Source organism: Helicobacter sp. 16-1353, from assembly GCF_003288815.1.
In the GTDB taxonomy this organism is placed as follows: domain Bacteria; phylum Campylobacterota; class Campylobacteria; order Campylobacterales; family Helicobacteraceae; genus NHYM01.
Genome location: NZ_NHYM01000002.1, coordinates 138,125 through 159,602 on the forward strand (window position 1 = coordinate 138,125; position 21,478 = coordinate 159,602).

19 protein-coding genes are annotated in these 21,478 nt (G+C 33.2%); 15 read left to right on the top strand and 4 right to left on the bottom strand.

Going from position 1 to position 21,478, the window contains the following annotated elements; translation table 11 throughout:
- Positions 1 to 59 precede the first annotated feature (59 nt).
- Genes CCY99_RS02005 through trpA form a run of 5 tightly spaced genes read left to right on the top strand, consistent with a single transcriptional unit; the run spans position 60 to position 7,028 of the window.
- Positions 60 to 1,658, top strand: coding sequence for a chorismate-binding protein (locus CCY99_RS02005; RefSeq protein ID WP_112059793.1), 1,599 nt, complete (start codon positions 60 to 62; stop codon positions 1,656 to 1,658).
- Positions 1,655 to 3,262 carry a bifunctional anthranilate synthase component II/anthranilate phosphoribosyltransferase gene (locus CCY99_RS02010; protein ID WP_112059737.1) on the top strand — a complete coding sequence of 536 codons (1,608 nt, stop codon included), beginning with the start codon at positions 1,655 to 1,657 and terminating at the stop codon, positions 3,260 to 3,262. The genes CCY99_RS02005 and CCY99_RS02010 overlap by 4 nt, the downstream gene beginning before the upstream one ends.
- Positions 3,255 to 5,021, top strand: a complete 1,767-nt coding sequence (locus CCY99_RS02015; protein ID WP_112059738.1) for a bifunctional indole-3-glycerol phosphate synthase/phosphoribosylanthranilate isomerase — start codon at positions 3,255 to 3,257, stop codon at positions 5,019 to 5,021. Before CCY99_RS02010 ends, CCY99_RS02015 begins: the two co-directional genes overlap by 8 nt.
- A 9-nt stretch (positions 5,022 to 5,030) precedes the next feature.
- On the top strand, positions 5,031 to 6,269 hold the full coding sequence (gene trpB / locus CCY99_RS02020) for a tryptophan synthase subunit beta (RefSeq protein WP_258443043.1): 1,239 nt from the start codon (positions 5,031 to 5,033) through the stop codon (positions 6,267 to 6,269).
- Positions 6,270 to 7,028, top strand: coding sequence for a tryptophan synthase subunit alpha (gene trpA, locus CCY99_RS02025; RefSeq protein WP_112059739.1), 759 nt, complete (start codon positions 6,270 to 6,272; stop codon positions 7,026 to 7,028).
- Between the two features lie 4 nt (positions 7,029 to 7,032).
- On the opposite strand, the gene CCY99_RS02030 is transcribed toward trpA, so the two are convergent.
- Positions 7,033 to 7,809, bottom strand: coding sequence for a transporter substrate-binding domain-containing protein (locus CCY99_RS02030; protein WP_112059740.1), 777 nt, complete (start codon positions 7,807 to 7,809; stop codon positions 7,033 to 7,035).
- Between the two features lie 157 nt (positions 7,810 to 7,966).
- On the opposite strand from CCY99_RS02030, the gene CCY99_RS02035 reads away from it, so the two are divergent.
- Positions 7,967 to 8,461 (top strand): ferritin, encoded by a 495-nt coding sequence (locus CCY99_RS02035; RefSeq protein ID WP_112059741.1) that lies wholly within the window; start codon positions 7,967 to 7,969, stop codon positions 8,459 to 8,461.
- A 41-nt stretch (positions 8,462 to 8,502) separates the two neighbouring features.
- Here CCY99_RS02035 and CCY99_RS02040 read toward each other — a convergent pair whose 3' ends face one another.
- Positions 8,503 to 10,068: an inorganic phosphate transporter gene (locus CCY99_RS02040; protein WP_112059742.1), complete on the bottom strand. Its 1,566-nt coding sequence runs from the start codon at positions 10,066 to 10,068 to the stop codon at positions 8,503 to 8,505.
- A 174-nt stretch (positions 10,069 to 10,242) separates the two neighbouring features.
- Here CCY99_RS02040 and CCY99_RS02045 point away from each other — a divergent pair, with 174 nt between their 5' ends.
- From CCY99_RS02045 to CCY99_RS02055, 3 genes are read left to right on the top strand one after another with little or no spacing between them, the layout of a single operon-like run.
- On the top strand, positions 10,243 to 11,904 hold the full coding sequence (locus tag CCY99_RS02045; RefSeq protein WP_112059743.1) for an ATP-binding protein: 1,662 nt from the start codon (positions 10,243 to 10,245) through the stop codon (positions 11,902 to 11,904).
- 8 nt (positions 11,905 to 11,912) lie between these two features.
- Positions 11,913 to 12,569: a metallophosphoesterase gene (locus tag CCY99_RS02050; protein ID WP_112059744.1), complete on the top strand. Its 657-nt coding sequence runs from the start codon at positions 11,913 to 11,915 to the stop codon at positions 12,567 to 12,569.
- A gap of 2 nt (positions 12,570 to 12,571) precedes the next feature.
- Entirely contained in the window at positions 12,572 to 13,135 is a 564-nt protein-coding gene (locus CCY99_RS02055) for a DJ-1 family glyoxalase III (RefSeq protein ID WP_258443052.1), read from the top strand.
- Between the two features lie 45 nt (positions 13,136 to 13,180).
- On the opposite strand, the gene nusA is transcribed toward CCY99_RS02055, so the two are convergent.
- Complete coding sequence (gene nusA / locus CCY99_RS02060) at positions 13,181 to 14,344, bottom strand: transcription termination factor NusA (RefSeq protein WP_112059746.1); 1,164 nt, start codon at positions 14,342 to 14,344, stop codon at positions 13,181 to 13,183.
- Between the two features lie 126 nt (positions 14,345 to 14,470).
- Between nusA and CCY99_RS02065 the strand changes: the two genes are divergently transcribed.
- The 6 genes from CCY99_RS02065 to CCY99_RS02090 all read left to right on the top strand — a co-directional run bounded on the left by CCY99_RS02065 (position 14,471) and on the right by CCY99_RS02090 (position 18,763).
- Positions 14,471 to 14,719, top strand: coding sequence for an HP0268 family nuclease (locus tag CCY99_RS02065; protein ID WP_112059747.1), 249 nt, complete (start codon positions 14,471 to 14,473; stop codon positions 14,717 to 14,719).
- A gap of 13 nt (positions 14,720 to 14,732) precedes the next feature.
- The gene (miaB, locus tag CCY99_RS02070; protein ID WP_112059748.1) at positions 14,733 to 16,043 is read left to right on the top strand and encodes a tRNA (N6-isopentenyl adenosine(37)-C2)-methylthiotransferase MiaB; all 1,311 of its coding nucleotides are present in this window, start codon (positions 14,733 to 14,735) and stop codon (positions 16,041 to 16,043) included.
- Positions 16,036 to 16,695: a lysophospholipid acyltransferase family protein gene (locus CCY99_RS02075; protein ID WP_112059749.1), complete on the top strand. Its 660-nt coding sequence runs from the start codon at positions 16,036 to 16,038 to the stop codon at positions 16,693 to 16,695. The genes miaB and CCY99_RS02075 overlap by 8 nt, the downstream gene beginning before the upstream one ends.
- Before the next feature lie 99 nt (positions 16,696 to 16,794).
- A complete protein-coding gene (locus CCY99_RS02080) occupies positions 16,795 to 17,724 on the top strand; it encodes a hypothetical protein (RefSeq protein WP_112059750.1) in 930 nt (309 codons plus the stop codon).
- Positions 17,721 to 18,230: a hypothetical protein gene (locus CCY99_RS02085; protein ID WP_112059751.1), complete on the top strand. Its 510-nt coding sequence runs from the start codon at positions 17,721 to 17,723 to the stop codon at positions 18,228 to 18,230. The genes CCY99_RS02080 and CCY99_RS02085 overlap by 4 nt, the downstream gene beginning before the upstream one ends.
- Positions 18,227 to 18,763: a hypothetical protein gene (locus tag CCY99_RS02090; protein WP_112059752.1), complete on the top strand. Its 537-nt coding sequence runs from the start codon at positions 18,227 to 18,229 to the stop codon at positions 18,761 to 18,763. Before CCY99_RS02085 ends, CCY99_RS02090 begins: the two co-directional genes overlap by 4 nt.
- 32 nt (positions 18,764 to 18,795) lie before the next feature.
- Here CCY99_RS02090 and polA read toward each other — a convergent pair whose 3' ends face one another.
- Entirely contained in the window at positions 18,796 to 21,477 is a 2,682-nt protein-coding gene (gene polA, locus CCY99_RS02095) for a DNA polymerase I (RefSeq protein ID WP_112059753.1), read from the bottom strand.
- Between the last annotated feature and the right edge of the window lies 1 nt (position 21,478).

A 21,478-nucleotide genomic window follows, 5' to 3' on the forward strand; every position in this document is an offset into this window, starting at 1 on the left:
TTACAAGTTATGCAAAACTCATTATAATTCCAAACGAAATTTATAATAACGGAGATATTGTGGATAAGCGAAATGATGCGATATATGAGAAATTATCAAGCGATAGATATACGCCATTTTCACTCGCTTTTAAGCTAGGGGCAAAAGCGATTTTGGAGTCTGCGAGTTTTTCGCACGGAAAAGAGCGATATTCGATTCTAATGGTGGAGGAGGCGTTTAAGATATTCCAAGATAAATCTGGCGTGTGGTTTATCATCAATGGCGAGAAAAAACCGGCGAATCTTAATGTGGATTCTGCGGAATCTATGGCAGATTCTGCGACTAAGGCGGAATCTACGGAATCCACGACGGAATCTAGGGCGGATTCTAAGGATTATAAAAACTCCCCGGACATTTTAGACATTCTATCCTACATCGCAGCACAAAATAAAAGAGCGAATAATAATATCCCGCTTCCAGCCTCCGGCATTGGCTATCTTGGGTATGAGTTCTGTGCGAAATGCGACACGATTGTATTGGAAACACAAACAGACTCATTGGAGATTCCAGAATCTATCTTTATCGTGGGGCATATTTATATCATTTTCGACCATTTTAGCGAGGAACTACATATCTTTGGGCTAAATTACAACGAGCATGAAATCGACCTAAATAAGGCAATTGAGCGATTAAAAAAACGCATTAATGACCTTGATTTTTCATACTTGCAGATTCCCGTCGCACAAGATTCCGGGTCGCAAATCGCCCAGATTCCCGCTTCGCAAGATTCTAGCTATCCAGTAGATTTTAAGATTCTAACTGATATTAAGGAATCTAAAAGCGAGTTTATCGCACAAGTTTTGCATTTAAAAGAGTGTATCACTAATGGCGACTTACTCCAAGCTGTGCCGTCAAGGCGGCTTCAAATACAATGCGAGATTGACGCGCTAGAGGCGTATAGGCGACTTCGGCTAAGTAATCCATCGCCATATTTGTTTTACATAAATTTTGGGGATTTTGAGATTGTGGGGGCATCGCCTGAGAGCTTGGTTAGGGTGAGGGGTGGGAATGCCACTATCCGCCCAATCGCCGGAACAAGACGAAGAGGGAAAAACGACGCCGAAGATGAGAGGCTAAAACTAGAATTATTAAGCGATGAAAAGGAAAAAGCCGAGCATTTAATGTTAGTTGATTTAGCTAGGAATGATTTGGGGAAAGTGTGTGAAATAGGCTCGGTGGAGGTGGTTTCCTTTATGCAATGTGAGGTTTTTAGCCATGTGATTCATCTAGTCTCCCAAGTAAATGGCAAGGTGAAAAAAGATATTTCTTCTATGCAAGTGTTGCGTTCATCTTTCCCAGCCGGCACAGTTAGCGGAGCGCCTAAAATAAGAGCGATTGAGCTACTTTCCAGCATAGAAAAAACCAAGCGTAATTTCTACGCCGGAGCGATAGGATATGTGGATATAGAGGGCGGATTGGACTTTTGCATTGCTATTAGATGTGCACTAAGGCAAGAGAATATTTGGAATCTTCAAGCTGGAGCTGGGATTGTCTATGATTCAATCCCAGAGCGAGAGTGGGAGGAGACAAATGAGAAGCTAAACTCAATGATTTCCGTGCTAACACAAGCTTTAAACCCCGCAAACGCCCTTGCAAACACTATGGGAGAAATAAAATGATTATTGTGATTGATAACTACGATTCCTTTACATATAATATCGTGCAGAATCTCTCCAAGCTCACAAATGAGCCGATTAAAACACTCCGCTCTAAAGAATGCACTATCAAAGATATTGAATCTTTTAAGCCTACTCGCTTGATAATCTCTCCGGGTCCAGGAAGTCCCAAGAGTGCTGGGATTAGCAATGATGCGATTTTATACTACGCTGGGAAGATTCCCATTCTTGGGGTTTGTCTAGGACATCAGGCGATAGGATATGCATTTGGCGCAAATATCATCAATGCCAAACATATAAAGCACGGCATAGTCGAGGAAATAAAGCTCGATGGCAAGGGAATCTTCCGTCTAATTGGCAAAAAGGGAATATTCACACGATACCACAGCCTAGTCATTGAGGAAAGTAGCCTATCAAGCGACTTTGAGATAACAGCCACTTCAAGCGATGGCGATATAATGGGGATTCGCCATAAGAAATACCAAATCGAGGGCGTTCAATTCCACCCGGAATCAATTGCTTCAAAAAATAGCGATGAGCTTTTTAAGGCGTTTTTAAATTATAGAAAGGAAAATCTCCCTACGACGATTATTTTAAACACCTTAATAAACAAAAAAGATTTGACAAAAGAGAGTGCAATGGCGTTTATGGAGGATTTGACAGACGGCTTTGCAAGTGAGGGAGCGAGTGCGGCGATATTAACGGCGATTGCTGCAAAGGGTGCGAGTGCGAGTGAAATCGCCGGGTGTGCGGAAGTTTTAGTTCGTAAAAAGCAGCCAATTCCACTAAAAGAAAATTTAGAATTAACAGACATCGTGGGCACTGGGGGCGATGAAAAAGGCAGCTTTAACATTAGCTCAATGGCAGCAATTGTGGCTACTTCGTGTAACCTTGCCATAGCAAAGCACGGCAATAGAGCCGTTTCTAGCAAGTCTGGGGCAGCGGACTTCTACGAGGCACTCGGCATAAAAATAGACAATTCGCCCAAAAAAACCGCCCAAATCATTGAGAAAACAAACTTTGGATTCCTCTTTGCGCCAATCTATCATAGTGCGATGAGACACGCTTCAAGCGTTCGTGCCACTCTTGGCATTAAAACGATTATGAATCTTATCGGTCCGCTTTCAAACCCAGCAAATGCGACGTTTCAAATGATAGGCGTTTATTCCCCGACACTGCTTGATGTGGTCGCAGAGGCAGCTAAGATTCTAGGGGCGAAGCGCGTTATGGTCGTTTGTAGCGAAGATGGATTTGATGAGATTTCCCCGTGTGCTAGGACATTTATCACGGAAATTAGAGAGGATAATATCAAGCACTCTTATAGCATAACGCCGAGCGATTTTGGGATAAGTGGCTGCACCACTGATGAATTGCAAGGCGGGAGTGCCGAGCATAACGCAAAAATCGCCCTTGAAATCCTAAATAATCCACTAGAAAATAAACATAAAACAATAAAAGAGGCGATTTTGCTAAATGCCGCTGCTACGCTATATATCGGGGGTAAGTCGCGTAGCCTAAAAGAGGGCTATGAAAATGCCAAAAATGCACTAGAAACAAAAAAAGCACTAGCAAAATTAAACGAAATAAAAGAGTGTGCTAATGAATAATGTGAATGATATTTTAGCCACGATAATCGCCCAAAAAAGGCAAGATATAGCAAAAATGGGCTTTGGGCTGGGGAGTGAGATTCCGCTAAAAAGAGTGCGGAATATCGTGCCATTTATGCGTGAAAAAGGCACAATTTTAGAGATAAAAAGAGCCTCGCCCTCAAAAGGCAATATTGCAATAAATCTAAATCCGCTGACTCTGGCTCAAACTTATAGGGAATCTGGCACAAAAAATATCTCCGTTTTGACCGAGCGGAACTTTTTCAAAGGCTCATTAGATGACTTGCAAAAGGTCGCAAAGGCTATGAGCGATATTGCGATTTTAAGGAAAGATTTTATAATTTTTAGGGAAGAAATTAGGGTTTCCTATCTTTGTGGGGCTGATGCGGTTTTGCTAATCGCTCGAATCTTAAGTAAAGAAGAATTGCTCTCTTTTAGCGCGGAGTGCGTAAAATTTGGCTTAACGCCATTTATTGAAATTGCAAGTTTGGAATGTGTGGAGAAACTGCGATATGTGGCGAGTTCGCTAGATTCGCTAGATTTTGCAGATTCGCCGGATTCTGCGGATTCGCTAGATTCGGCGGATTCTGTGCGGGATTCCGCCATTTCGTCCGCTCAAATTGTGGTTGGGATAAATAGTAGAGATTTGCGGAATTTTAGCATTGATACGCTAAAACCCTCTGTTTATCGCAATCTGCTCTATCAATACAAAATGGGCGAAAAAATCGTGTTTGAATCTGGGATTGGGAGTGCGGAAGCTGCTAAATTTATCGCACAAAGGGACTTTTATGGAATCCTAGTTGGCGAATCTGTAGCAAAAAATCCAGATTTAGCAAAATCAATCGTTAGTAGCTTTTTATCAAATGTGCTAGATTCTGTGGAATCTGGGGATTTTGTGGATTCCAAAGATTCATTAGATTTATTAGATTCGCTAGATTCTATAGATTCCGCGAAATTTATAGAATCTAACAAATCCCAAATCCCGCAATCCGCCCTATTTTGGGAGAAAATCGCAAATATAATTTATAAGCGAAAAATCCCAAATTCTCCGCTTATAAAAATTTGTGGTATAACAAATATAAATGACGCGCTTTTGGCTATAAATGCCGATATGCTGGGCTTTATTTGTAGCTTGAAAAGTCCTAGAAACATAGATTATGAGGCTATCAAACAAATAAAAATTGAGCTAGAAAAAAGCACTCAAAAGATTCCGCTATTTATTGGCGTCATCACGGAATCTAATTCCAAAGAGGGCAAAACTGCGATTCAACTCGCAAATGATGGGATTTTCGATGCAATACAATATCATAATTGTAGCTTGGAGGAATATAAAAATTTCACCGCCAAGCACCCAAATATCCCCATTTATGCGGCAAAGAGCCTAAAAAATGAAAGCGATATAGAATCTATCAAAGATTTTTTACATTTGGGGAATCCTAGAATCTTGGCAGATTCTATAAAGCCGGGCTTGGATTCGGCGAATTCCACGCATTTAAAAGATTCCGCGCACCCCACAGATTCCACAAATTTACCGGATTCCACGCATTCCACAAGCGGAATCCAAATCAATAAAAATCTAGTAGAAAAAGCAAAGAGATTAGCTCCGCTTTGGCTTGCCGGTGGGATAAATGTGGAAAATATAGAAAATATCATTAATGCCTTTAAACCAGAGCTAATTGATATTTGCAGTGGGCTAGAACAACGGCCGGGCGTGAAAGATAGGGATAAAATCAAGCTATTATTTGAGAAATTGAAATAAAGGGCAAAAATGCAAAATATAGAAAAAAATATGAGTGAAAACGGCTATTTTGGCGATTATGGCGGGAAATATGTAGCCGAGGTGCTAAGAGCGCCCTTAGATGAGCTAGAAAACGCCTTTAAAAAAGCTATCAAAGATTCTAGCTTCCTAAATGAGCTTAACGCCCTAAGGAGCGAATACATCGGGCGTCCAACGCCACTAATATATGCCAAAAATATCACCGAAAAGCTAGGCGGTGCGAAAATTTATATAAAATTAGAGGGACTTGCCAACACTGGGGCACACAAGATAAATAACGCCATAGCCCAAGCGTTACTGGCTAAAAAAATGGGGAAAAAACGCATAATCGCTGAGACCGGAGCAGGTCAGCACGGCGTGGCGAGTGCGGCAGCTGCAGCAAAGCTAGGGCTTGAATGCGTCGTGTATATGGGCGAAGTCGATGTCGCAAGGCAGCAACCAAATGTGCTTACAATGGAGATGTATGGCGCGGAGGTTAGAGCCGTAAATGTGGGGGCAAAAACGCTCAAAGACGCCATAAATGAGGCTATGCGCGACTGGGCGAGCAGCTTTAAGGATACGCATTATTTGATAGGCTCAGCTCTTGGTCCAGCGCCATTCCCAGATATTGTCCGCACTTTTCAAGCAATAATTGGCGAAGAGGTTAAGGAACAGGCAAAATCGCTAGATATCGCGGCTCTATGTGCGTGTGTGGGCGGTGGGTCAAATGCCATTGGCTTTTTTTCGGCTTTTATTGATGATGAAAATATCCGCCTAATTGCAGCTGAAGCCGGTGGCATTGGCAAGAATGTAGGGGAGAATGCCGCTCGTATGCAAGGAGGCGCAAAAGAGGGCATAGTGCATGGATATAAGAGTAGATTCTTACTTGATGGCGACGGGCAGGTGGCGGAGACTAGGTCGATTTCTGCGGGGCTTGATTATCCCGGGATTGGTCCCCAGCTGGCTGATTTAGGCAAAAAAGGCAGAGTTGAGTTTTATGCTATTAGCGACAAAGAGGCGCTAGAAGCACTAAATTTATTTGCCAAAAATGAGGGAATTTTATTCGCACTAGAGAGTGCGCACGCTGGGGCTATTGCGATAAAATTAGCTAGAGAGATTGAGAAAGAAAAGGCGATTATTATCAATATGTCTGGGCGGGGCGATAAGGATATTTTCATCACTTCGCCTATTTTTCGCCCTAAAGAATGGGAAAATTTCCTACAAAATGAACTAAAAAATTTAAGGCAGTAAATGAAAAAGATAAATCTTATGACTCACCTAGTAGCCGGCTATCCAAGCGATGAATTAGCCCTAAGCGCAGCAAAAGCCCTAATCGATGGCGGAGCTTCTATCTTAGAAATCCAGCTCCCTTTTAGCGACCCCTCCGCCGATGGCAAGGCGATACAGAACGCCTGCTCTAGTGTCTTAGAAAGGGGCTATAAAACCAAAGATGCTCTAAATTTCATAGAATCTATCCATAATCTCTACCCAAAAATCCCCATTTTTATAATGTCCTATGCCTCGCTTATAGTAACTCCGGGGATAGAAAACTTTATAAAAAATGCTAAAAATGTGGGCGTTAGTGGGGTGATAATCCCAGATTTGCCATTTGATAATGACGAGGGGTTGGGGGCGATTTGCTCTAAATATGGGGTTTTAAATATCCCTGTGGCTGCCCCATCTATGAGCCAAAGCCGAATTTCAAAGCTAGTAAGTGCGAACTTCCCATATATTTACACCGCACTACGAAGCGGGATAACTGGGGAGAAAACCATAATTAGCACTGAGACGCTAGAATTTATAGCAAAAATTAGGCAAAATAAAGCAAAGATTCTAGCTGGATTTGGAATCTCTAAAAGAGAACAATCTAGCCTATTAGCCCCGCATGTGTATGCCGTAGTCGCTGGGTCAGTTTTCGTTGAAATCATCGCTAAAAATCAAACAAACAGCGACAATCTCTACAACGCGCTAAAAAATAAAGCCCTAGAGCTAGTAAGCGCGGAATCTTAAAATATTATTGTGCATAATATTTATTGATAATTGCCTGCATACTGCCATCTTCTTGCATTTTCTTTAATATGGCATTTATATTATCCAATAAATCTTTTTTATTTTTATTTACACCTATGGCATATTTCTCATCTGTTAAAGAAATATCGATTAATTTTGCACCTTTATTTGTTTGAACCAACACTCTAGCGGGCATCTCATCAATAATCACTATATCAATTTGATTATTTAGCATAGCAGTAACTGCCATCGCTCCATTTGTAAAACTTAAGGTTTGTGCTTTTGGGAATCCATCAAACCCCCAATCCTTATCACCTTTAGCGTAAAATTCTCCTGTAGTGCCAACTTGAGCACCAATTTTTAGATTCTCCAAACTATTTATAGTTTTTACCACATCTTCTTTTGTTTTTAGATTTGCAAATCTAGCGTCATTGTCCCTTGTGATTATCATTTGTGAAGCACTAAAATAAGTATCGCTAAAATCAATTACTTGCATTCTTGTATTATTTATAGTTAGTCCTGATATGCCTATATCTGCGTTATTTGAAGAAATGGACTGCACTACAGAATCAAACTCCATATCTTTTATTACCAATTCCTTATCTAAATCTTTAGCAATTCTTTGTGCTATTTCTATATCAATCCCCTTAAACTCTCCACCATCGATATATTCAAATGGAGCAAAATTTGCCGAAGTTGCCATCACTAAAGTATCTTTTTTATTACACCCGATGAATGCTATAACAGCAATTAAAGATACAATTAAGATTCTAAAATTCATAAGCTAACCTTTTTATTGAAATCAAATTTATATAAATAAGATTCTACAATTTTAAAATGATTTTTTACTTAGAAATGAGATTCTAAATATTGTATTTATGTTTTTTGCTATATAATCCCAATGTATCCATACTAAATTAATCAAACGGAGAAACACAATGCTATCAAAAGAAGTTATTAAAAAGCTAAACGAGCAAGTTGTAAAAGAAATGTCAGCATCGAATCTATACTTAAATATGAGTTCTTGGTGCTATACTCATCGATATGATGGAGCTGGTTTATTTTTATTTGAACACGCAAAAGAAGAAAACAGCCACGCAACAAAGCTTATAACATATCTAAACGAAACAGATTCTCTACTTACACTTGATAAAATAGACAAGCCAGAATCTAATTTTAAATCATTGCTTGATGTATTTGAGAGAACATACGAGCACGAATTAAAGGTTACAAAATCAATCAATGAATTAGTTGAGCTTGCATTTACCACAAAAGATTATTCTACTTTTAATTTCTTACAATGGTATGTAGCCGAGCAACACGAAGAAGAAACATTATTTAGAGGCATTAAAGATAAAATCAAACTTGCGGGTGATAGTGATACTAGCTTATATCTAATAGACCAATATATAAAAGGCTTAGCTGGACAATAATCCGCTATAAATGTCCTTGAGATTAAAATCTTAAGGACAACTTAAAATTTATCTGCAAATTGCACAATTACATAAAAACAAAAAGCACCAACGATAGCTGATACAGGCACAGTTACAATCCAAGCCATTACGATTTTAGTCATAGCTGCTCGTTTTACTATTTCACTTTTAACACTCTTTCTAAGTGCCTTTTTATCTTTTTTGTTTAATTTTACACCTTTACTATTTTCTTTTAAATGTTGCAAAATAGCTTGTTTTTGCTTTATGGATGCCTTTCTAAAATCATTTAAAAAATTCTCAACAATAATAGCATCTTTGCCTTTATGTGCTTGGATTATCTCTTGCTCCATCTTTTTATAATTACTTTTCAAATACTCTCTTAAGAATCCAATTCCAAATATCGCCCCTATAGCAATGTGTGTTGAACTTACAGGAAGTCCTAATGCAGATGCAACTAAAACAGTTATAGAAGCAGATAATGCAATACAAAAAGCACGCATTTTATCAAGCTCTGTAATCTCACTACCAACAGTTTTAATCAATCTTGGACCATATAAAGCAAGACCGATTGAGATTCCAAGTCCACCTAAAACCATAATCCATATAGGAACATTAGACTTTGCCTCCATTACATTGCTTAAAGCTTGATTTATGGCAGCAAGAGGACCAATAGCATTTGCGACATCATTCGCTCCGTGTGCAAAACTAAGAAGTGCTGCTGCAAATATCAAAGGAATAGTAAAAAGCTCACTAATGGAATCTTTTGTATTTTGCAATAAATCAACTTTTTTATTTATTAGAGGTTTTGTAATGATAAAAATAAGAATAGCAACTACAAAAGAAATGGCTATTTGAGATGGTAGATTGATATACAATATTTTTGATAGCCCTTTTTGCAAAAGATATAAACAAAAAGACCAAGACATAATAAATATTAAAATAGGCACATTCTTTTTTGCTGCAAGTTTTTTATCATTTTGATAAGTTATGGTTCGTTTTACAATATATAAAAAAATAACTGCTATTAATCCACCAACTATAGGAGATATAATCCAACTTGAGGCGATTTCTAATACTGCACGCCAATTTACTATTCCAAATCCTCCAGCCGCTATAGATGAGCCAAGAAGTCCGCCTACGATAGAATGCGTAGTTGAAACAGGAGCTCCAACAAATGTAGCTAAATTTAGCCACAAAGCACCTGCGATAAGTGCTCCAAGCATTACTGAGATAAAAACATTAATATCACTAAAGGCTTCTTGTGATACTATGCCAGAGCGTATAGTATCCACAACATCGCCACCTGCAATAATAGCTCCTGATGCCTCAAAAATAGCAGCTATTACAATAGCCAAACCCAAACTCATTGTATTTGAGCCGACTGCAGGTCCTACATTATTTGCAACATCATTAGCCCCAATATTCATAGCCATATACATACCGACAACAACACTTACTATAAGGAGAATATTATTATCACTTTCGCTGAAAAATATTGCAACTACTGAAGCAAAAAACATAAAAACCAAAACTATGCCTAGTTTTCTGGCATCTTTCATTCCAAATTGAGTGGCTTTTTCTATTGTGCCAATATTATTCATATCCATTAATACACCCTCTTCTAATAGCATTTAGTTTTTATAATTATACTTTATATAATACTTAATTTATAATTTATACACTTTAAGAAATCTTAATGAATCATTCATATCAACATTTATTGTATTAAAAAATTAAATAATGTAAAATTTGCTATTTAATTTATAGCAAGGATTCTGCTTTTGGGCTTTATTATTCGTGATAATAGTTTTTTATATGTTGTTATATTAAATATTTTTATATCCTTATATCTAGCAATACAGGGTGATATATTAATCGCCTGTTCTGTAATTATCTTAAGTTTGATTATTGCACTTATAAAATATAAACACTATAAACAAACCAATACAAATCATAGTGAAAATCTTTCATTAGAAGATATTTCGCTATTAGTTCCCTATCTCCCTATAAATTTAGCAATAACAGATAAAAATGACAATCAAATAGCCACAAATATAAAAAATCGAATGGTATTAGAAACAATAGATATGAGCCAATATTGTGAGAATCTAAATATAAACATTAATCTATTAAATCCTAAAAATGATATGAAAATCATAAAAGTTAAGGTTGATAATACAATAAAACAATATTTCACATATAAAGAAAGTATTAAAAATAAAAATGCACAAACTATAGGCTATGCCAATATTGAGCTTGATATAACAGCTTTGAATGAATACTTGCAAAAGATAATCGAGCGAAATAAAATGTTAGAATTTTTTGGCACACAATTAGAAATGCAAATGAGTAATGAGGTAAAAAATAGATTAGAAAAACAAAGGAGTTTTCAAGATTTATTAGATAATAACAAAGATGGAATCTTAATCTTTGCATATAATTGCTCTAACAAGCAAGTATTGGGCTATATAGATTCTAATAGTATTATAAAAAATATACTTTATGGAGATAAAAAAGATTTAAGTAAATTAAATATTTATGATTTATTACATATCAGTGAAAAAGAAAGAGTAGAAGCAATACTTCAAAATATGGTAAATGAAAAACCTATATTATTTGAAACATTAATGCTAGATAAAAATCGGGTTTTCCCGGTAGAAATTAATGCACATTTGTGTAAGGTTTATAATCAAGATTGCATATATTTAAGCATTAGAGATATTACACTAAGAAAAGAATTAGAAGCAAAACGAGATAAAAATAGAATAATTGCTATAAAAGATAATAAAATAGGATTAGTTGTATATCTACTACATATTTTATTTGCCAGAATCTACAAAGCCACAAAAAACATAAACGAGCAAGCAAATATTATTAATAATATGTTTTCAAATATAAAAGATGAAACGCAAGAGATTGTAGATTATTCGGAATTTATAAATAAAACTATAAAAGATTTGATTGCATTCTACACACCAGCAAATATAAAAACCTATGTGAATATTAAATCCTTACTTGAAACCATACAACAAACAATATTTTTTAAAGAAATTATAAATAACACCATAATAACGATTATCCAAAAAGGCGATGTAAAAGAGGTTTATTGTGATGAAGATGCTATAAAATATGTCTTAATAACCATTATCAATAATTCTTTAAAAAGCATTGATATAAATAAAGGGACAAACTTTTATGGCAAGATTGATATTACAATAGAAGAATTAAGCAATTATGTTTTAATTAGTATCGAAGATAATGCTGGTGGAATAGATAATAGTATCATTGGTAGAGTTTTTGATGCATTTTATCCAACTAGAAATCATTCTACTGGACTTGGATTGCCGACTTGTAAGGTGCTAGTAGAAGAAATCTTATTTGGAAAAATTAATATTATGAATATTAATGAAGGCGTAAAAATCGACATACAAATAGCAAAATAAAGGTAAAAATGAATATTACAATTGACACTTATTTGATTTCTGATACACATTTTGGGCAGGATAGCATAATCCATAAAGAGCCTTCAAGAAATATTATTGCTGGGCATTTGGGATATAAAAACCATTTTGAACTAATTGTTGATAATTGGAATAGAAAAGTAGGCGATGATGATAATATCTTGCATTTAGGAGATGTGTATTTTAAAGATGGCTTATCATATGTCAAAAAACTAAATGGCAACAAACGGCTTATAATCGGCAATAATGATGTTAAAAGATTCGAGAATCTTAAGAAATTAGGTTGGAAAACAAAAAATAAGGTTATCTTAAAGATTCCAGAAAAACATCATATAAGGGAAAAAATCCGCCTAAAATATGGGGAAATCCAAGAAAAAATATTTCTAAATGGTATTATTGTAGATATAGAAAAAGAGAGAATCTTATTTAGCCATTTTCCCGTATTTAATCGCAAAATAAATGATAGATTTGATGCGATTAGAGATGTGTTAGATGATTATTTTCGATTTAGCAATTGCTCACTAAACATTCACGGACACACCCATTCAAAAGACACAAACAATAGATTCTGCATTAATCTATCTTGCGAAAAAACAATGCTTTCACCGATAAAATTAGGTAAAATTTTAAAAAATTACAAGGAGTGAATATGAATGTTTTAGTTCCACTTATGCAGGGATTTGAAGAGATTGAGTTTGTAAGTATTGTAGATACATTAAGAAGAGCTGAGATAAATGTAGTAGTAGCCAAAGATTCCGCTATAAATGAGGATTCCATAAAAGGAGCACATAATATAAGCATAAAAGCAGATTGTAAAATCGCTGATGTAAATCTAAAAAATATAGATGGAATAGTCCTACCCGGCGGATACGAAGGAATGATGAATCTAAAAAATAGCAAGGAAGTTTTGGATATTTTAGAGAATCTAAATAAAAATAATAAGCTAATAGCAGCAATTTGCGCTGCACCAATAGTGCTAGGAGCTGCCAATATCCTAAAAAATAAATTTTCCTGTTATCCGGGCTGCGAAAATGCAATAAAATCCAATGCCAAACATATAGAAGATGTAGTTTGCATAGATGGGAATATAATAACATCAATAGGACCTGCAAGCGGAATCTTATTTGCCTTAGAAATCGTTAGACACCTAAAAGGCGATAAAACATATGATAAAGTAAAAAATGAGATGCTAGTGGATAAAGTATATGCTTAGATTCTATTAGAATCTAGCCATCTATCGATAAAAGTTAATCTAAAATTATGATTTGAATAACGATTCTAAGAGTTGCTTTCCGCTTTCTTTTATATCTTTTGTGTCTTTATTTTCTTGATTAGATGTTTCAAAATTTGCTAGATTTTCAAGTGAAGGATTTAAACCAATATCATTTATTTCTAGCTCAAGTCCAAGTAGCATTGAAGCAAGGCGGATATTTACTCCGTCTTTGCCGATTGCTTTTGATTTTTGGTCGCTGTGTAAAGAGATTATGGCTTTTTCATTTCCTACTATTTTAACACTAGTGATTTTAGCAGGAGAGATGGCATTTGCAATAAAAATCTCTGGAACATTTGAATACTCAATTGCATCTATGCTCTCACCACATATTTTTTTACTTACTGCATTAATCCTAACTCCCTTTACTCCTACAGTCGCACCAACAGCATCTACTCTTGGAGTATTTGATTGAACAGCAACCTTAGCCCTTACACCCGGAATCCTAGAACATTTAATAATACTAACTTCACCATCGCTAATTTCTGGCACTTCAAGTTTTAAAAGCTCTTCTAAAAACTTTGGCGTTGTCCTACTAAGCTCAATTTGAATACCATATTTTTTATCAATATAGATTTTTTTTAAAATACAAGAAATATTTTGTCCTATTTTGAAAGTTTCGCCTTTGATGCGATTTTTGCGTAATAATCTAGCCCTAATAGAATCTAATTCTATAATAGTATCTTCGCTATTTTGGTCAATATGAACAACCATTCCATTTACAATCTTATCTACGCTATTTTTTAGATTATCAAAAATCTGGGTTTCGATATTTTTCTCAATATTATTTTCAAGGTCTTTTAAAAGATTGCTAATCGTGCTTCTATTAAAATCTAAATTATCAATATCCATCTCAAAAAGTATCTCATCTCCAACTAATACAGCTCCGCTTTGTTGTTTTGCCTCACTTAGTTTGATAATTTTCTTAGAATCCTCTTTGGATATATTTTCATCATCATCTACAACTTTTAGTTTATAAAATAATTTAATATTTTTATCTTTCTTATCAAAATCAACAACAAAATTCATATCATTATCAATATTATTTTTAGCTAATTTTAAAATCTCATCTTTTACTATATTTTGGACTATGTCAATTTGCAACCCTTTTTCATAGGCAATAATCTCTATAATGTCTAAAATTTTATCCAATACAAATTTCCTTATTTTTATGAAGCTTAAAAAATCTTTGGATTATAATCAAATTAGGCTTAAAGTTTTAAGCTAAATTTGCTAGAATCTTTAATTTTAAACTTCTTATTAAACAAAAGGAATTATATGGATTTAAAATTGGCTAGAAAAGATTCAAATGAAAAGCAAAAAATGATTTCTTTAGAAGAAATAGAAAAACAAGTTGAAGAAAAAGGAAGTGCGACTTTCTATCTTGATAAAGATAATTCCATAAAAGATATTCAAAAAATGCGAACCCAACTAGAGAAAAACTCAAAATCAGTTCATTGGAATGAGCTAAGATTCGGACTTGACAAAGATAGTTTTTTATACGAATTGCATATTATTAATTATTAAAAGATTGTAGCATTTGAGTAAAAAATTATTTATCAAAACCTTTGGTTGTGCTATGAATACGCGAGATAGCGACCACATCATAGCAGAATTAAAAGAGAAAGAAAATTACTCCCTAACAGAAAATGCAAAAGAAGCAGATTTAATCATATTAAACACTTGCAGTGTGCGAGAAAAACCAGAAAGAAAACTTTTTAGCGAAATTGGAATCTATGCAAATATTAAAAAACCAAATGCAAAAATTGGAATCTGTGGTTGCACGGCGAGTGCGTTGGGAGCGGAGATTATCAAAAAAGCCCCGAGTGTGGATTTTGTTTTAGGTGCTAGAAATGTATCTAAAATCACTAATATAATAAAAAATCCAAAAGCAGTCGAAGTTGAAATAAATTATGATGAATCGAATTATGAATTTTGTATGAATACGGAATCCAATATAAGGGCTTTGATAAATATTTCTATAGGTTGCGATAAAAAATGCTCTTATTGCATTGTGCCACATACGCGGGGAAAAGAGATTTCAATCCCACTTGAAATGATTCTAAAAGAAGCTGAGATTCGAGTTAAAAACGGAGCAAAAGAGATAATCTTACTAGGGCAGAATGTAAATAATTATGGGGCTAGATTCTCCACACCGCCAAAAACCACAGATAAGAAAATTAATTTCACATATTTACTACAAGAAATTAGCAAGATTAAAGAAATAAAACGAATAAAATTTGTCTCTCCGCATCCATTGCATATGGACGATGAATTTATAGAGGAATTTGCTAGAAATGAAAAAATCGTAAAATATATACATATGCCTTTACAAAGTGGCTCAAATAAAGTGCTAAAGGATATGAAACGAGGATATAGTAGAGAATGGTTTTTAGATAGAGTGAATAAGATAAAATCTCTCTGCCCTAATGTAGGCATTGGAACAGATATAATAGTGGCATTTCCAAATGAAAATGAAAATGATTTTTACGATACACTTGAGATAGTAAAAGAAGTAGAATTTGACACAATGTATAGCTTCATATATTCACCGCGTAAGGACACTTTGGCGTTTCATCTCAAAGAAATAGATTCTAAAATAGCGACAAATAGATTAGAAATATTACAGAATCTACATAAGCAGATTTTAGAGAAAAAAGCAAAAAATGAGATTAATAAGATTCACAAAGTTATGATTGAAAATATCAAAGATACAATGAGCGAAGGGCGAAGTGATAATGGGCGCGTAATAAAAATCCAAAATAAAAAACTAAATCTTGGCGAAATCTATAATGTAGTCATCACAAATAATGAAAATGGAAGCTTATTTGGTAGTTTAGTTAATGTTTGATAAAGAAAAGCGTAAAAAAATAAAAAGAAAAATCATTTTACTTATTGCACCAAGACTTGTTTGGATATTTTTATGGGTTTTATATATAAGTTGCAAAAATAGATTCTACATTCATAATGATATAAAAAAGTCAAATGCTATTCTTACATTTTGGCACGGAGAGTTTTTAATGCTCCCATTTTTATATCGTAAAATGCGAAAAATTCCAAAGATATTTGTTATCTCAAGTGAGCATTTTGATGGGGAATTGATGGTGAAATTATATGGATATTTTGGATTTAAGACGATTCGAGGCTCAAGCTCAAAAGGTGGGAGGAGGGTGCTTATCCAAGCATTTGAAAAGCTAAGAAATGGCTACGATACGGCAATAACACCCGATGGTCCAAAAGGTCCCTATCATAGCATTGCCGATGGTGTGGTAGCGATGGCACAAAAAACAAATATAAATATCGTAGTTGTGCATACTATTCCAAGTAGATTCTGGGAATTGAAAACTTGGGATAGATTCCAGATTCCAAAGCCTTTTTCCACTATAAAATACTATTCAATGCCAAGTTTTAAGATAGATAAAGAAATGAATTTGGATAATGCAAAAGAATTAGTTTATAAAAAAATGACACTCAAACCAGAAGATATTTTCAACGATACTTAAAAATCGTATGCATTTGCAATAAGCTATATTTTTAATTAATTTTATCTTAAAATTACACACAACATTGTAGAATCTTAAATAAATTTTGAAGGATAGGTTTTGTCATTTTTTAGTAGAATGTATCAAAAAGTCATTATCTCGATTGATTTAGATATGAAAACTTGTAGATTGAGAATTACCTATCATAATAATAAACATATGAAACAAGAAGAGCGTTCATATAAAACTATTAATGCAGATTTTCCAATAGAGGCTGCAAAATACATAAGACGAATTAAAAATAAATATCCTTTTACTTATATTGGGACGATGTCAAGAAGTGCGAATCAAGGCTTAATAAATGGCAATAAAATAGATATATTTAATAAATTTGGATTAGATATAAATGCTCTTACAATTATGTTGATTAATAAAAAATGGTTTGTGTATATATCCAAAGAAAGCATACAAAACTATAAAAATAAATTCAATAAGGTAAATGGGGTTGATTTTATATTTTCACCTTTTATAATTATCTATGAAAAAATTAAAAATCGATTAGAAGAAGCAAAAAAATTATATATATTACAAGAAAAAACTTCTACATCATTGCTTGTAGCCGATAAAGATGGCATTTATTTTGGTAATTATATTATTTTTGAAGAAGATAATTTTGTAGATGAAATAAAAGAAAATGATACAAAACAAAATGATACAATAGAATTTGATGCTATAGATGATATTGATGAAAATATAATAATCAAGGATTTTGATAAAACAAATTATGAAATTTCTTCAACAGGTGGCTTGAGTGAGCTCTCCATTGCAAACCATATGATAGAAATCATAAAAGAAACATTAAATAATTTTTACAAAGATGATAGATATGCTAGTGATTTCATTGATGAACTTTTAATATTAGATGGATATGGCATAAATGATAATGCACTAATACATTTAAAAAATAATACAATGATGGAAACGCATTTTTTACGAATTGATATTTGTGAGGAAATAGAAAAATTAGTCAAATTGGAATTAAAATTATGAGATATAGCTTTACTTCACCATTACCAAAATCTATTATTTCACGATTAACAAAGATTTGGATTTTTTATATTATCTTAAGCGTTATGATAGTTTATCTAAGTGGGCTTTATCTAAATATAGAAAGAAATACATTAAGAAGTAATATGGAGATAGCAGAAAGCAATATAAACACGCAAGATGAGCAAATTGCGAAAATACAAGCAGATATAAATAGACTTCAATATGAACTAAATCTTGATAATACGAATAAATTCTACAATAGTGAATTAAAATCCGCTCTCTTAAAGCTATTTGAACTCATACCAAACCAAATTACAATAACACAAATAAGTTTAGAAGAAAAGAGACTTGTTTTAAAGGGCATAACACCATCTAGAGAAATTTATTCATTCCTACTTCAAGCTCCATTAAAATCAATCTTTACAACAAGTAGGGTAGATTTCTTTCCACTGCCAAATGGTTGGTATAACTTCACATCAATTAGTGTGCTAAAAGAGGAACAATGAGAATCTTAGAATTTTTGAATGATATTGATTGGAGTAAAAATATTATATTATTTATTGTATATATAATGGTTGTAGTATTTTGCATATTGTTTTATTTAATGCCAATTATTCAAAATCATAGAATGCAGACATTGGATTACAAAAAAATACAGAATCTAGACTATACAATCAATAATAATGTCGAGATTCTAAATCATAATCTACAAACAATGCTAGAAAAAGATAAACAAGTTTATAAAAATATAAGAAATAAGATTGATGTAGAGGATTTGCAACAATATATTTCAAAATTTTTAAATAATGTAAAGATAGTTGATGAGGGGACAGAATCTAACAATGATAATATAGAAATCAATAAAATATATATTAGCGGAGAGGCTAAAAACACACAAGAAATAATATCATTGATAGAAAACTTAAAATTGGTAAATAATAGTGTAAGGATAAATTTCCCTATAAATATAACAAAACAAAATAATATATTAAAAGTAGAATTTGGGATTAAGATTTATCATAGTAGTTATCAATTCTAATCTTAGATTGAAACTAAAATAGATTCTACTTATTATTTCAATTCTGACCACCGTTTGCCTATGTTTATCCCGCATTTAAGGGGAACATTTAGTTTATAGATATTATTCATTATCTCTAGAATCTCTTTTGACACTACATCTATTTCATCTTCTTTTATCTCAAAAATAAGCTCATCATGAACTTGCAAAAGCAATTTAACATCACGATTTTTAAATTGTTTATAACACTCATTCATTGATAATTTTATTAAATCAGCAGCACTTCCTTGAAAAATAGAATTTACACCTTCGCGTAAAAATGCCAATCTCTCATATTCTGCAATATTATGAAAATCAAAGATTCTTCGTCTTCCTAACAGAGTTTGTGAATATCCATTTTCTAATATTATTGCTTCTTGTTTGTTTAGATAATCTTTAACTGTGGGAAAATTCTTAAAATAACTCTCTATGTATTCTTTGCTTTGCGTTTGTGAAATCTTTAATGTTTGGGCTAGTTTTTTAACCCCCATTCCATAAATCAATCCAAAATTAATACTTTTTGCCACATTCCTTTTACTTTGAGCTAAAGATGCTCCAAAAATCTTTAGGGCTGTTTCTAAATGTATATCCTTATCATTCATAAAAGCAGCTATTAGATTTGGGTCTTTTGAAAAATGTGCTAAAAGCCTTAATTCTATTTGCGAATAATCCGCAGATAATAATTTATATCCATCTTTAGCAATAAAGCCATAACGAATTTTTCTTCCAATATCAGTTTTAACTGGAATATTTTGTAGATTTGGATTCCTAGAGCTAAGTCGTCCTGTGCTAGTTCCTGTTTGTAAAAACGAAGTATAGATTCTATTATTATTTGCAAGATTTAGGATTGGTAAAACATAGGTGCTAAGCAACTTATTTAATTCTCTATATTCCAATAAAAATGGAATAATTATATGAGTATCAATCAAAGATTCCAATGTTTTTTCATCAGTGCTATAACCACTATTTTTTAAAGCTCTGCCTTTTTTTAGACCTAATTTATTATATAGAATCTCGCCTAATTGTCTTGTGGAATTAATATTAAATTCCACTTCTGCAATCCTATAAATCTCATTGCTAACTTCTTTTAGCCTATCTCCAAGCTCATTTTTAAGTAAAACAAAAAAATCTCTATCGATGCTAATGCCATTACTTTCCATTTCTATAATGGTTTTTACAAATGGAAACTCAACATTCAAAGCAATGTCTAATTGCTCTTTACCTAAGGTATTTTGAAAAAAATAATATAGTGCTAGAGTGCAGATAGCGTCTTGTGCGGCATATTTAGTAGCAGTATTAATATTTACACTAGAAAATGTATCACCTTTTTGGACAATCTCATCAAATTTAATCGTAATGTAATTAAAATTTTTCTTTACTTGATAATCTAAATTCAACACTTGAGAAGTATTTTCCAACCAAGCTAAAATCATAGTATCGCTATAATTTAAAATATCTAAATCAAAATTATGTGAAACTACTGCTATATCAAACTTAAGATTATGTCCTACTATGTGATGGTTTGAAAATAGTTTTTGTAGTGCAATTTTTGCATCGGATATTGAGATTTGATTTTCAACACCAAGATAAAAATGATTTAATGGGACATAATATCCTATATCCAAATTAGATGCGAATGAAAACCCAATGATATTAGCACTCTTTGTATCAAGTGAATCTGTCTCTGTATCGAAAGCCACAACACAATCTTTACTCAATGCATTAATAATATCGAAAAGCTCATTTTTATCTAAGATTGCTTTTGTCGCAAAAGGTTTGATTGTATGAATATTATTATTATCTTTAAGATTAAGGCTCTTATTTGGAACCTTAAAATTACTATTTTGAGTAAGTTTTGATAGTATATTTATATCATAGGATTTCAGCTCTTCTTCTATTAAAAATAATGGATTATGAGTTGGTTTAATCATAGATTCTAAATCAAAAAAATCCAATAAATTATCCCTTAAAATAACTAATTCTCTACTTCTATATGCGGAATCCTTATCATTAATAATTCTATCAATTAACTTTGGGGTTAAAAAATGTTGTAATTCCTTTTTATTTTCATATATTGCATCAAGTGAGCCAAAATGACTTATTAACTTTTGGGCGGATTTCGCACCAATGCCTTTGATTCCTGATATATTGTCGCTGGTATCGCCAACCAAACTTTGATAATCCACAAATTGCTTTGGATAAACGCCAAACTTCTCAAAGCACTCCGCCTCCCTAATATCTTTCTTTTTAATTGGGTCATAAATATAAGTATTAGAATCTATTAATTGATATAAATCTTTATCAACACTAACAATTTTTACAATAATATTTTTTGAATTTGCTAGTTTATTTAATGAAGCAATAGCATCATCAGCCTCATATCCATCAATAGAAATATATGCAAGTTTCATTTTTTTTATCCACTCGATTGAAACTTTGATTTGCTCAACTAATTCTTGGTCGGCTTCAGGTCTATTTGCTTTGTAATCTGGGGCAATTTGTCGTCTAATCTTATCCCCCTCTCCCTCTAATGCAAAAACGATATAAGAGGAATCATCATTATAAAGTTGATTAATGAGATTAACAAAGCCAAGCAAAACTCCAGTAGGTCGCCCATCTTTGCTTTTTAGTTTTGGCATAGCATAAAAGCTACGAAAAAAATAACCAAATGTATCAATAATGGATAAAGTTTTCATA